The organism is Pseudochrobactrum sp. B5, assembly GCF_001939785.1.
Lineage (GTDB): Bacteria > Pseudomonadota > Alphaproteobacteria > Rhizobiales > Rhizobiaceae > Pseudochrobactrum > Pseudochrobactrum saccharolyticum.
The window spans coordinates 656,956-670,092 of sequence record NZ_MOYL01000002.1 but is presented as its reverse complement, the minus strand read 5'-3'; the positions used below and the strand labels follow the sequence as shown (position 1 = coordinate 670,092).

Sequence of the window (13,137 nt, the reverse complement as noted above, 5' to 3'; positions counted from 1 at the left end):
AGAGTATGAATATTGATGGTAAATGACGTGTAAATTATTGATTTATAATAATAATTGTAATTTTCAGCACTTTATTGATGCGTCAGATTGAGATTTTTACATCAACAAAAAACGCCGCATCATTTTTTGAAACGATGCGGCGTTTAATTATTTTAGATTAGAGCATTTCTAGTCGGGATACGCTCTGAAATCAGGCTGTTGTACGCTGTGAAGCCTCAACAACGGCCAGTGCTGTCATATTGACAATACCGCGCGATGTAACCGACGGTGTGAGAATATGCGCAGGACGGGCTGCACCAAGCAGGATCGGGCCGACATGCAGGGCATCGGTCACAGTCTTCAGCACATTCATGGTGATATTCGCGGCATCCAGATTAGGGAAGACCAGCAGATTGGCTTCGCCTTTTAGGCGGGAATTCGGGAATACGCGGTCACGCTGGAACTGCGACAGAGCCGCGTCACCATGCATTTCACCATCCACTTCCAGCTCCGGTGCGCGTTCTTGCAGAATTGCGCAGGCCTGACGCATTTTGGCTGCACTTTTTGAATCGCGCGAACCAAAGTTGGAATGCGACAGCAAGGCTGCCTTGGGCTCGATACCGAAACGACGGATTTCTTTTGCCGCCAGAATGGTCATTTCCGCGATTTCTTCAGCGCTCGGATCAATGGTCACATAGGTATCTGTAAAGAACAGGGTACCGCGTGAGGAGATCAGCAGGCTGAGCGTGGAAAGATCATGCAGGCCGGTCTGAACACCGAGAATCTGTTTGACCAGCGTCAGGTGACGTTCAAAACGGCCTTCAAGACCGCAGATCATCGCATCGGCTTCATTGCGCATCATGGCCAGAGCAGCAATTACCGTCGGATTGGTGCGCACGATGGAACGGGCGGCTTCCGGTGTCATACCCTGACGGCCGGTCAGCTTATGCATCAGATCAACATAGTCACGGTAACGCGGATCATCTTCCGGATTGATGATTTCAAAATCAACGCCCGGTTTGATTTTCAGCGCATAGCGCTGTAGGCGGGTTTCGATCACATTCGGACGGCCGATCAGGATCGGCTGCGCAATGCCTTCTTCCAGCACCACCTGAGCAGCACGCAATACGCGTTCTTCTTCACCATTGGCATAGATAACGCGTTTCTTGTCTGCGGAGCGGCGTGCAGCGGCAAAGACGGGCTTCATAATCAGGCCGGAGCGGAACACGAAGCGGTTGAGACGGTCGATATAGGCTTCCATATCGGTGATCGGGCGGGTTGCCACACCGGTTTCCATGGCAGCTTCTGCCACAGCCGGAGCAATACGCAGGATCAGACGCGGATCAAACGGCGACGGGATCAGATAATTGGCACCAAATACCGGTGTGTCGCCGGAATAGGCACGGGCTGCCACATCGGATACTTCTTCGCGGGCGAGAGCAGCAATTGCTTTCACCGCAGCCATTTTCATTTCTTCATTGATGGCTGTTGCGCCGACATCCAGCGCACCGCGGAAAATATAAGGGAAGCAGAGAACATTGTTCACCTGGTTCGGATAGTCCGAACGGCCGGTGCAGATGATTGCATCTTCACGCACGGCACGGGCTTCTTCCGGCATGATTTCCGGCTTCGGATTGGCCAGAGCCATAATCAGCGGGGTAGGCGCCATTTTGGCAACCATTTCCGGCTTCAATACACCTGCGGCAGACACACCGAGGAACACATCCGCATCCGCGATAATGTCATTCAATGTGCGGGCATCGGTATCCTGAGCATAGACCTCTTTCCAGCGGTCCATCAGCTCGTTACGGCCTTTATAGACAACGCCTTCCAGATCGCTGACCCAGATATTCTTGTGCTGTGCACCAAGGCTGACCAGCAGGTTAAGGCAGGCAAGCGCTGCCGCACCGGCGCCGGAAACCGCAATTTTGGCTTTGGTGATATCTTTGCCGGCCAGTTCCAGACCATTCATAACGGCTGCGGCTACGATAATCGCTGTGCCGTGCTGATCGTCGTGGAAAACCGGAATGTTCATTTTAGCGCGGAGCTGTTCTTCAACCTCGAAACATTCCGGCGCTTTGATATCTTCCAGATTGATGCCGCCGAAGGTTGGTTCCAGCGCGGAAATCACATCAACCATACGCTCGACTTTGAGCGAGTCGATTTCAATGTCGAAAACATCAATATCGGCAAATTTCTTGAACAATACGGCCTTACCTTCCATCACCGGCTTGGAAGCCAGCGGGCCGATATTGCCGAGACCGAGAACGGCTGTACCGTTGGAAATAACCGCAACCAGATTGGCGCGGGCAGTATAATCGGCAGCCAGTGCCGGATCATCCTGAATAGCAAGACAAGGAGCTGCAACACCCGGGGAATAGGCCAGAGCCAGATCGCGCTGGTTGCCGAGTGTTTTTGTTGGCTGGATTTCCAGCTTACCCGGCTTTGGCGAGCGGTGGTAAAACAGTGCCGCTTCTTCAAAATCCGAGAATTTTCTGTCTGTGCCGGATACCTGTGCGGTGCCGGTGTTATTCGTGTCGTTGGATGATTTTTTTGTCATATAATTCTTGTCCAGTCAGACGATTGGGGTAGTCATCCCCGTGACAGCTAAGCAGTTAAGCAAAAGCGGGTTCCGCTTGTGCGGAGAAATCAGTCCGCCGGACTTATTTCTTTTCCGCAATGATCTGCCCAAACTACATTAACCAAAAACACTCTGGCGCATTTGTCTCAAAGGGAGGCGCTTCGGACAAGCGTGCCATTTTGTAGGAATAAGGTCGTATATGGGATATTCGGGCAAGTTACAAATCACAGACTGCTCATTCGGCACTGTAAAAATCAAAAAATACGCTTTTGCGGCCTGTAGCCGAAAGGGGAGCGCGATTATGTCTCAGTCAGAGTGAAATCGCGCTTAACCGAAATCCGGTTAACCCCACAATTCGGGCAGAGGCGGGGAGACTGTTGTCCCGTCATAATGCAATGCCGGTTCACGATCACGCGCCAGCAGGAGCGGTCCGTCGAGGTCGACGAAATCCGAATCCTGCGCCACCATCAGGGCAGGTGCCATGGCGAGAGACGAACCAACCATGCAGCCGACCATCACTTGCAGGCCAAGAGAACGGGCTTTGTCACGCATGACCAGCGCTTCAGTCAGGCCGCCGGTCTTATCCAGCTTGATATTCACCGCATCATAGCGGTCTTTCAGCTTTTCCAGACCTTCAGATGTATGGGCGCTTTCATCAGCGCAGACCGGCACAGGGCGGCTGGCCTGTAACAGATAGCTGTCATCGGATGAAGGCAGCGGCTGTTCGATCAGTGCAATCCCGCATTCTGCGGCCACACCGATATTTTCAGCAAAATTATCCGCATTCCAGCCTTCATTGGCATCCAGAATGATTTGTGCTTTTGGTGCGGCTTCCCGCACGGCACGAATACGCGCAGCATCATTCTCACCGCCGATTTTCACTTTAATCAGCGGATGATGCGCGAGCTTGGCGGTGGCTGCGGCCATAGCTTCCGGCGTATCAATGGAGACGGTGATCGCAGTAATCAGCGGACGCGGTGCAATATTGAGCAAAGTAGCAACTGTCGTGCCGGATTGTTTTGCCTGCAAATCCCACAAGGCGCAGTCGACGGCATTGCGTGCGGCACCGGCAGGCATAAAGGATTGCAATTTCAGACGCAGGCTTTCTGCCGATCCGCCTTGTTTTAGTAAAGGTTCAATCGCATGAATTTGTTCGCTGACTGATTCGATGCTTTCGCCGTAACGGGCATAAGGCACACATTCGCCGTGACCGCTGTGAATACCGTCACTCAATTCACACACTACGACCACTGCTTCGGTTTTGGAGCCGCGCGAGATTGTAAATTTCCCTGCAATCGGGTAGCGCTCAATAAGCAGGTTTAGATTATATTGCATTGGTACTGTCCGTAATTATAGAAATTTACGCCTGGTATAGTGCAGATAAATCATATTGGTGCAGGCGTTCGGGATTATCAGAAAGCTGATAGACTTGGATATTTGCAGAAGGGATGGAAGTAATCCGGCGCATATCTGATCCGGTTATTTCCAAACAGACTCAGGTTTTGGAAGACGCATGTTGACCGATAAAACGGGTAAAACAAGTAGCAGCCCTGCATCCGCACCCGAAATTAATGTGGTGGCGGATGATGGCGCGACTATTATCTCTTTATCCGGCCGCTGGACGTCGCTGACTGTCGCCCGCGTTGATAATCAGATGCGCAAGCTGGAAAGCGGTCTTGCAGATAAAATGCAGGCACCGGTTGTGAAAGTGGATATGGGTGACATATCCGGTCTCGATACGGCCGGAGCATGGCTGATTGAGCGTCTGCGCGTTGCGCTGAGCAAACAGCAGATCAGTGTGCATATTGATAATATCCGCCCGAGCTGGACACCGTTGCTGGAAGAGGTCGGCGCTGCCGTTGAGCGCTATCAGCTGCCTGAAAAACACCGCCGTCCGTTTTTTGCAATTGCTCTGCTCGATAAGCTCGGCCGCTTCATGTATGCGGCACGCGATGATTTTTTGATGTCGATGCATATTCTTGGCGCGACGATCCGCGGTTCGCAGATGAAGTCCGGTCGCGGCAACGGCATCAGCTATGCAGCTATCGTCAATCAGATTGACCGAATGGGCGTCGGCGCGATTCCTGTTGTCTTGCTGATGTCGACGATTATCGGTGCGATTATCGCCCAGCAGGGCGCCTTTCAGTTGCGCTATTTCGGTGCGGAAATTTTCGTGGTCGATCTGGTCGGTATTCTCGTGCTGCGTGAAATCGGGGTGTTGCTCACTGCGATTATGATTGCAGGGCGATCCGGCAGCGCGATCACGGCGGAAATCGGCTCGATGAAAATGCGCGAGGAAACCGATGCGCTGACGGTTATTGGTCTCAATCCCGTTGGTGTGCTGGTGTTTCCGCGACTGGTGGCGCTGGTGATTGTTCTGCCAATGCTGACAATCATTGCCGATCTGGCCGCTTTGGCCGGTGCCGGTTTTGTTGCATGGGCCTATTCGGGCATTCCGCCGGAAGCTTTTATGAGCCGGTTGCGTGACGCGATTGTGACTTCAACCTATCTTGCAGGTCTGATTAAAGCGCCGTTCATGGCGATGATTATCGGTATCATGGCTTCGGTTGAGGGTATGAAGGTAAAAGGCAGTGCAGAATCACTGGGTCGTCGAGTTACCTCATCGGTGGTGAAATCGATTTTTGTGGTGATTGTCGTGGACGGCTTGTTTGCGATTTTCTACGCAGCCATCGAGTTCTAAAAATAAAGCATTACGATAAACATACGGATGAATATGACAAGCAAAGACAACCGGCAGCCATCACAGGGCACAGATGCAGGAGCGGCGCAGGAAGCCGTGATCTCCGTGCGTGATGTTACGGTTGCTTTTGGCCGTAATGTGATTTTGGACAAGCTGGATCTGGATATTCGCCGCGGCGAGGTTCTTGGTTTTATCGGCCCGTCAGGCTCGGGTAAGTCGGTGCTGATGCGCACTATTTTGGGGCTGAACCAGAAGAAATCCGGCCTGATCGATATTTTCGGACAGGATGTTGATAAGGTCAATGAGCGCCAGAAAATGGCGATTGATATGCGTATGGGCGTGCTTTTTCAGCAAGGTGCGCTATTTTCCTCGCTGACGGTACTGGAAAATATTCAGGTGCCGATGCGCGAATATCTCGACCTGTCGCCAAAGCTGATGAATGAGCTGGCACGGCTCAAAATTGATCTGGTGGGGCTGAAACCGGATACGGCGGAGAAATATCCGTCTGAACTTTCCGGCGGGATGATTAAGCGCGCTGCACTGGCACGCGCATTGGCGCTGGATCCCGAAGTGGTGTTTCTCGACGAGCCGACCTCGGGGCTTGATCCGATCGGTGCAGCGGATTTCGATGATCTGATTGCCAATTTGCGCGATACGATGGGGCTGACCGTCTATATGGTAACCCATGATCTTGATAGTCTTTTTGCAATTTGCGACCGAATTGCTGTATTAGGGCAAAAGAAAGTGCTGGTAGACGGCACAGTTGAAGAATTGCTGAAATTTGACGATCCTTGGGTACAGACCTATTTCAACGGTAAGAGAGCACGGCAGATTGATATGAATGCAGCAAACCGCCGGCGCAAAAGCTCAGCAATACCGGTTGAGAAAAAAGGAACGGATTTGAGCGGGACTGAAAACCAGAATACAAATCTTGATGCGGGACCAGATACGGAATTGAATCAGTAATGGAAACAAAAGCCAATTATGTTCTGGTCGGTATTTTCACACTTGCTGTGACACTTGCCGCATTTGGTTTCGTTTATTGGGCTGCGCGTTTCGGTGACGGCAATGATACGCTGCCGCTGGAAATTCGTATTCCCGGTTCTGTGACCGGTCTGTCCAAGGGCAGTCAGGTGCTGTTTAACGGGATTAAGGTTGGCGATGTGCGCCAGATGTTCCTCGATCCGCTCAATCCGAATATGGTGATTGTGCAGTCTGAAGTGAACCGCACCACGCCGATTACCCGTTCCACCAAGGCCGAGCTTTCTTCTCAGGGTTTGACAGGTATCGCTTTTGTTGAGCTTAAGGGCGGCAGCCTGATGGAGCCTAATCTGATGGAAGAGGCGGAGAAGGGCGGCTATGTGGCGCGTATCAATGCTGATCCGTCAATCTTTACCGATCTTATGGCGACCGCGAAGGATATTTTCGGTCGTACCGAGCGTGTGCTTGGCGGGCTGGAGGGCTTTGTCAATGATGCCCGTGGTCCGCTGACAGATACTGTCAATAATGCCAAGACCTTTACTGATGCGCTGGCCAAAAATGCCGATGTTATCAGTGCGATCGGCGATAATGCTGCGGATGTTCAGAAGACGATTCAGGAAGCGCGTGAAATGATGCAGCGCCTGAATGAGGCATCCAAGCGCGTGGACGGCATCATGGCCAAAGTGGACAAGCTGTTGTCGCCGGAAGACCGTGAAGGTGTTGTGGCACAGGCGAAGGCGACACTCGCCTCCATTCAGAAAACTTCGGACAATCTGGATAAGCGTCTGGCTCCGGTTGCGGATAATCTGGCGCGCTTTTCGGGCAAGGGCTTAAGCGATGTGCAGTCGGTTGTCGTGGACAGCCGCCGTTCGCTGCAGCGTATTGAACAGGCGATTACCGATCTTGAGCGGGATCCGCAGCGTATTATTTTTGGTGGTTCAGGCACTGTGCCGCAATATGACGGAAGGAAACGTCACTGATGCTGAAGCATATTCTGAACTATAAACTGACAGTTCTCGGTGCCGCAGTTTTGCTGGCCGGTTGTACGACAACACCGCTCGATACATTCAGCCTCAGCTCATCGCCGCAGGTGCAGGTATCGCAGAAGCGTAAGAATGTGCAGATATTGGTGCCGACACCGGCAGCACTCAAAGCTTTGGACAGTGAGAATATTGTTATTCACGATGCACCGGGCTCTATCACCTATCTTAAAGGAGCACAGTGGGGCGACCGTCTGACCAATCTGGTGCAGGCGCGTCTGGTGCAGGCATTTGAAAACAGCAATGCTGTCGGTGGTGTCGGACGTCCGGGTGACGGCCTCGCGATCAATTATCAGGTGCAGGCGGAGTTGCGTGATTTCGGTATCAATGCATCCTCCTCACCGCAGACAGCCAAGATAGAACTGGCCGTTCGTGTGCTGAATGACAAGACAGGTGAAGTGCGTGCCACACGAGTCTTCACATCATCCGCACCGGTCAGCGGCGCTGGTAACAAAGCCTATATCCGCGCATTGGATGCAGGTTTCAGTGATGTGACCAGACAGATCGTTGCATGGGTGGTTTCTGTTATCTGATAAAAATCAGATAAATCTTCATGCGGCAGATAAGTATTTCTGTCTTGTGTTCTGAAAACATTGAGATATTTAATTTTTTAAAAGGCGGCATTTATGCCGTCTTTTTTCTCTCCCCAAATCAATAAAAGAAAAATATTCTGTCTGCTGTATAAAAGCTGAAATATGCAGATGCGATTCCCTTTACTCATGACAGAGGGAGGGAAAAGACAGGGAGAGCAGGCCGTATGACCTTGCATCAGATATTGGCACTCATGGTTATCGCTTTGATGATGGCTGTCTTTATCTGGGATCGGTTTCGCTATGATGTGGTAGCTCTGTGCTTTCTGCTGATTTCTGTCAGTCTCGGTCTGGTTCCCTATGACAAAGCTTTCACCGGTTTTGCGGATGATATTGTTATCATTGTCGGCAGTGCGCTGATTGTCAGTGCCGGTGTGGCTCGCTCCGGCCTGATGGAGGCGGCGGTGCAGCGTTTTGTACCGCATCTCAATGCGGTGCGGTTGCAAATGCTGTTGCTGGTCGGCGTGGTGACGGTTCTCTCGGCTTTCGTGAAAAATGTCGGCGCTCTGGCCATTATGATTCCGGTTGCACTGCAATTTGCGCGCCGCTCCAATGTCTCCCCGTCGGTTTTCCTGATGCCGATGGCCTTTGGCGCGCTGCTTGGCGGATTGATGACTCAGGTCGGCACATCGCCCAATATTGTGGTCTCGCGTGTACGCGCTGAAATGGTGGGCGAGAGTTTCACCATGTTTGATTTCACGCCGGTCGGTGCAACGCTGGCAGACGTGGGGATTATCTATCTGGCACTGTTCTATTGGCTGGTTCCGCAGCGTAAGCGCGAAAATGTCAGTGTGGATGAGGCTATTGAAATCCGCAATTATGTCTCGGAAGCACGGGTGCCGAAAGGCGCGACGGTTATCGGTAAAAAAATCACTGATCTGGTGAAACCGGCCGAAGGCAATGCGATGGTGACATCCATTTTGCGCGATACAAAACGCGTTGCACCGTTGCCGGATACGGTGATTGCTGAAGGCGATGTTATTCTGCTGGAAGGTGATCCGAAAGCGCTGGATGCGATTGTCAGCAATGGCAAGCTCAAACTGACGGAAGACCGCATACCTTCCGAGAATTCCGGTTCTGCCGAGATTGAGGCTATTGAGGCGGTGATCGGCAAGGATTCCGCACTGATCGGCACATCGGCACGCGGACTTAATCTCTATGAGAATTATGATGTTAATCTGCTGGCGGTGAGCCGTCAGGGTGAGCGTATCAGCGAGCGTCTGCGTGAGGTTATTCTGCATCAGGGCGATGTGGTGGTATTGCAGGGGCGACAAGGAATTTTGCCGCCATTGCTGCGCGAACTGGGTTGCCTGCCGCTGGCGCGGCGTACCATTCTGCTCGGCAGTGTCCGGCGCGGGCTGATCCCGCTGTCGATCCTGCTGGTTGCTATCGGAATAACTGCCTTGGGCGTTGTGCCTGTCTCAATCGCCTTCTTTGCGGCGGCAGTGGCCATGGTGGTCTTTCGGGTTATTCCGGTCAGTGAGGTTTATTCATCCGTTGACGGGCCGATTCTCGTGATGCTGGCTGCACTTATTCCCGTCAGCGATGCTTTGCGCACAACCGGTGCAACGGATGTGATTGCGCAATGGCTGACAATATTCGCACATCAAATGCCGCCTGCCGGTGCGCTGGCGCTGATTTTGATTACAGCAATGGCGGTCACACCGTTTCTCAATAATGCGGCGACAGTGCTGGTAATGGCGCCGATTGCCACCAGTTTTGCTTCCGGCCTCGGTTTTAAACCCGAAGCATTTCTGATGGCTGTGGCGATTGGTGCCGGTTGTGACTTTCTTTCGCCGATCGGCCACCAGTGCAATACACTGGTGATGGGGCCGGGCGGATATCGTTTCAGTGATTATCCGCGCCTTGGCCTGCCTTTGTCTTTCATCATTATTTGCGTGGCCGTACCGGTGCTGATGTTCTGGTGGCCGTTGCAGTAATATATCAGCCGGCCATGAAACCGGTTGAATCTTTCTGCCAGTAACCGGCGACCAGTGTCTGGTCACGGGATTTACCAAGCTGTTTGCGCCAGTAATCGCGCATGATTTTGGCACAGTCAGCTTCACCGGCAAACCAGCCGAAACTGTCACTTCCGTCCGGCCATGGCAAGGCGCGGAGTCTGTCTGTCAGCACTGTTGCTGCGGCATCCTGATCAGCATTCACAATCCATTCGATTGTCACACCTTCAGGATGTGTGAGCGGCTGAATATCAGATTGCGCATCAACGGCAATCAGCACATGGCCGGTAACATCGGGTGCGAATTCTTCCAGCATCCGCCCGACAGCGGGCAGGCCGGTCATATCAGTGCCGATCAGATATTGTTTTGCCTGCCGCAGCGGACGGCCGACAGGCCCCATCAGGCCGGCAATATCACCTGCGCGGGTATTTTTAGCCCATTGGCTGGCCAGCCCTTCGGTTTCATGAATATAGAAATCAATCTCCATCCAGCCTTCTTCAATATTGAGGTTGCGGATGGTGTAAGCGCGTGCTGCCGGTCGCTTTGCTTCATCCGGCCAGAAGGGCAGGCCGTTCGGTCCCATGATCGGCCAGACAGGCTGCGGCACATCTTGGGTCGGCAATAACAGCCGCACATGCATGGCGCCGAACAGCGAAAATCGCTTGAGGTCTTCACCGCTGAATCGGATACGCAGCATATGCGGTGTGAAATAACGGGCAGAGACAACATTCATCAACCGGAATTGCGGCAGTGCTTGCTCACCGGCATGATCGCCCTCCCAGAGAATGTCCGGTGCTTCTTCTTTGGTATAGAGTTTGATGGCAACGGCAGCCAGATCTTTCAGGCGGCTCAGCCCCACAGTTTCACCGGCGCGTAATGAAACCTGATAACCTTCAGGTTGCGATTTCAGTTCGATCTGCCCGAAAGGGTAATAAAATGCGTGCAGTTCTTCTTGCGCATCATAATGCGCTTCATAGGAGTTGAGGCGGTCGATAATCGGCGGCAGGTAGCTTGCCCCGTTGACGAGGCGGATATTGGCATAGCTGTGCAGTGATGATGAATGCTCTGACACGGTGTTCTCGATTTTGGAAACAGGATGAACGCAAAAAAGACAGGCAGCATAAAATGCCGCCTGCCAGACTGGAGAGGATTGGCGTTTTAACCGCCGAAACGTCCGGTAATGGCCACTTTGAAAGTGCGGCCTTTGCCTTGTTCTATATCTGTGGTTGTTGCCCAGCCGGTTTGCGCGTCGGTATAGGCTTTGTTGAAGATATTATCGACGCCGAAGTCGAGCTTCAAATTGTCGGTAACCTGCCAGTTGGCAAACACATTCACCAGATCGGTGCGCGGATAGACGGTCACGCCATTGCTGATCGCACGGGTCACTTTGCCAAGGCTCTGATATTCAATGCCGTAAACCAGACGGTCATCCAGAGCTTTAAGACCCAGCGCGGCGCTGAAATTATGCAGCGGCGTGTTGCTCAGGGATTCGCCCTTATAGATACCGTCTTTCATTTCTGCATCGGTATAGGAGGCTGCAAGGTTCACATAGCCCCACCATGTGTCATAGGTGCCTTCCAGTTCTACGCCACGCAGACGGGCGGTGCCGACATTCTCTGAGGTCGTGTACTTGTCGATTTTAACGGTGTTGATGTAATCTTTCACGTCGGTGTGGAAGATGTTGAGTTTGGTGCGCAGCTGATCTCCGGCTTCAATAAGATTATCCTGCCGCAGATTGATGCCCGCCTCATAGGTAGTGGCGACTTCCGGTTTCAGGAACAGATTCGGCTCATAGCCGGAACCGTGAGAACCGTTCTGGCGGAACACATCCTGCATATGCGGAACGCGATAACCCTGCGCATAAAGCCCGTAGAACTGAATGCCCTCAACCGGTGTAATACCAACACTCAGGCGCGGCGAGATGCGGTTGCCGTCGAGGCTGACATCCTGAGACGGATTGCCCGGAGAGGCTTTGCTGGTGCCATCGAGCTTATAACCGTCATAACGGACAGCACCGATCACTTCGAGCCATTTCTGATATTCGCCCTGCCATTGCACAAAGCCGCCATAGGCCTGCTGCTCGCCATTACCGAAATTGTCGGTATCGGAGCGTCCGCGCAATTTATAGTAATCCATGCCGTAGGTTACGGTGTGTTTCAGGCTCCCGGTTTCAAAACGCGAGCTGTTATGGGCGCGGAAACCGGATGTCGAAACATCATAATAACGGGTTTTTCCATAGTCTTTCAGCTGCCAGACCTGAGACTGGTCATTATCCGTCGCGCTGTGATAGGCGTTGACGGAGAGATCCCAGAACGGATTGTCATCCGGTCTGTAGGTGTAGCTGCCGGTATAGGTGCTGACGATCGTATCAGCATTATAGCGCGACAGGGTTGGAGAGGCAGAGCCGCTGCTGCCGGTGATGATATCTTCATATTTCTGGCGGGAGATGCCGAATTTCAGCTCATGGCCTTCTGCAGGGCGCAGGGTAACTTTACCCATGCCGCTGATGGCCTTCTCACCCGTCCAGCGCACATAATCGCCGTCACCATTCTTATATTCATCACTGTCACGGTAATTGAGATTACCGATGACATCGACATTCTCATTAAAGCGGTAAGCGCCGGTTGTGCTGGTGAGGAAGCCTTTTCCATTGCTTTCATAGCGCAGCTTCTCGCTCAAAGCCCATGTTTCACCGTCATAGAGAAAATCGCGCGCATCCTTGGTTTCAAAAGCAACCACGCCGCCAATGGCACCGGAACCATAGATGTTGGAAACAGGCCCGCGGATAACGGTCACCTGCTTGAGCAGTTCCGGTTCAATATAGAACGAGCCGGAACCGTGGCCGACACGCCAGTAATCCTGCCTCGCGCCATCCAGCGTTACTGCAACACGGCCATATTGCTGAAGACCGCGAATATTAATCGAGGTTGCCGGATCATCACCGTTCAGTGAGGCATGAACACCCGGTGTGAAGCGGAAAATATCGGCAGACGTCACCGGCTGTATGCGGTCGATCTGCTGACGTGAGATCAGGCTGGTGGAAGCAATCGCATCAATCACCGCCTGATCATTGCTGAGCGGCGAGATGGTGATGGTATCAAGTTCCAGCACCTGTGACTTCGCTTTGTCAGTGTTTTTTTGCTCGTCTGTTTGTTGCTGGGTTTTAACCGGCTTAGTCTGGGCAAGAAGAGGTGTTGCGCTGAATGCGAACAGCCCGATTGTACTGAGCACGGTTGTACCCAGCAGACGAAACGCGGATTTCTGAGAGATTTTCATATTGCCCCCGATGATGCTGCCGGTTCACAGC

The 13,137-nt window shown here is 52.6% G+C and carries 9 protein-coding genes; 5 read left to right on the top strand and 4 right to left on the bottom strand.

Features of this window, described 5'->3' with window-relative positions:
• Positions 1–190 precede the first annotated feature (190 nt).
• The gene (locus BKD14_RS09675; protein WP_083646965.1) at positions 191–2,539 is read right to left on the bottom strand and encodes an NADP-dependent malic enzyme; all 2,349 of its coding nucleotides are present in this window, start codon (positions 2,537–2,539) and stop codon (positions 191–193) included.
• A 363-nt stretch (positions 2,540–2,902) separates the two neighbouring features.
• Positions 2,903–3,895: an N-acetyl-D-Glu racemase DgcA gene (gene dgcA, locus BKD14_RS09670; protein ID WP_075655510.1), complete on the bottom strand. Its 993-nt coding sequence runs from the start codon at positions 3,893–3,895 to the stop codon at positions 2,903–2,905.
• Between the two features lie 178 nt (positions 3,896–4,073).
• Between dgcA and BKD14_RS09665 the strand changes: the two genes are divergently transcribed.
• The 5 genes from BKD14_RS09665 (at position 4,074) to BKD14_RS09645 (ending at position 9,812) form a co-directional block, all read left to right on the top strand.
• Entirely contained in the window at positions 4,074–5,261 is a 1,188-nt protein-coding gene (locus BKD14_RS09665) for an ABC transporter permease (protein ID WP_075655507.1), read from the top strand.
• A gap of 33 nt (positions 5,262–5,294) precedes the next feature.
• Positions 5,295–6,227: an ABC transporter ATP-binding protein gene (locus BKD14_RS09660; RefSeq protein ID WP_116088104.1), complete on the top strand. Its 933-nt coding sequence runs from the start codon at positions 5,295–5,297 to the stop codon at positions 6,225–6,227.
• A complete protein-coding gene (locus BKD14_RS09655) occupies positions 6,227–7,222 on the top strand; it encodes an MlaD family protein (RefSeq protein WP_075655505.1) in 996 nt (331 codons plus the stop codon). The genes BKD14_RS09660 and BKD14_RS09655 overlap by 1 nt, the downstream gene beginning before the upstream one ends.
• Positions 7,222–7,815 carry an ABC-type transport auxiliary lipoprotein family protein gene (locus BKD14_RS09650; RefSeq protein WP_022710367.1) on the top strand — a complete coding sequence of 198 codons (594 nt, stop codon included), beginning with the start codon at positions 7,222–7,224 and terminating at the stop codon, positions 7,813–7,815. Before BKD14_RS09655 ends, BKD14_RS09650 begins: the two co-directional genes overlap by 1 nt.
• 224 nt (positions 7,816–8,039) lie before the next feature.
• Positions 8,040–9,812, top strand: coding sequence for an SLC13 family permease (locus BKD14_RS09645; RefSeq protein ID WP_075655503.1), 1,773 nt, complete (start codon positions 8,040–8,042; stop codon positions 9,810–9,812).
• 4 nt (positions 9,813–9,816) lie between these two features.
• On the opposite strand, the gene BKD14_RS09640 is transcribed toward BKD14_RS09645, so the two are convergent.
• Positions 9,817–10,902: a siderophore-interacting protein gene (locus tag BKD14_RS09640; RefSeq protein WP_075655501.1), complete on the bottom strand. Its 1,086-nt coding sequence runs from the start codon at positions 10,900–10,902 to the stop codon at positions 9,817–9,819.
• Between the two features lie 86 nt (positions 10,903–10,988).
• Positions 10,989–13,106 (bottom strand): TonB-dependent hemoglobin/transferrin/lactoferrin family receptor, encoded by a 2,118-nt coding sequence (locus BKD14_RS09635; RefSeq protein ID WP_075655499.1) that lies wholly within the window; start codon positions 13,104–13,106, stop codon positions 10,989–10,991.
• Positions 13,107–13,137 lie beyond the last annotated feature (31 nt).

Excerpts from the sequence above, each read along its gene's own strand:
- BKD14_RS09675 (WP_083646965.1), bottom strand. The coding sequence starts at position 2,539 with ATGACAAAAAAATCATCCAACGACACGAATAACACCGGCACCGCACAG.
- BKD14_RS09660 (WP_116088104.1), top strand. The coding sequence starts at position 5,295 with ATGACAAGCAAAGACAACCGGCAGCCATCACAGGGCACAGATGCAGGA.
- dgcA (WP_075655510.1), bottom strand. The coding sequence starts at position 3,895 with ATGCAATATAATCTAAACCTGCTTATTGAGCGCTACCCGATTGCAGGG.
- BKD14_RS09655 (WP_075655505.1), top strand. The coding sequence starts at position 6,227 with ATGGAAACAAAAGCCAATTATGTTCTGGTCGGTATTTTCACACTTGCT.
- BKD14_RS09650 (WP_022710367.1), top strand. The coding sequence starts at position 7,222 with ATGCTGAAGCATATTCTGAACTATAAACTGACAGTTCTCGGTGCCGCA.
- BKD14_RS09645 (WP_075655503.1), top strand. The coding sequence starts at position 8,040 with ATGACCTTGCATCAGATATTGGCACTCATGGTTATCGCTTTGATGATG.
- BKD14_RS09665 (WP_075655507.1), top strand. The coding sequence starts at position 4,074 with ATGTTGACCGATAAAACGGGTAAAACAAGTAGCAGCCCTGCATCCGCA.
- BKD14_RS09635 (WP_075655499.1), bottom strand. The coding sequence starts at position 13,106 with ATGAAAATCTCTCAGAAATCCGCGTTTCGTCTGCTGGGTACAACCGTG.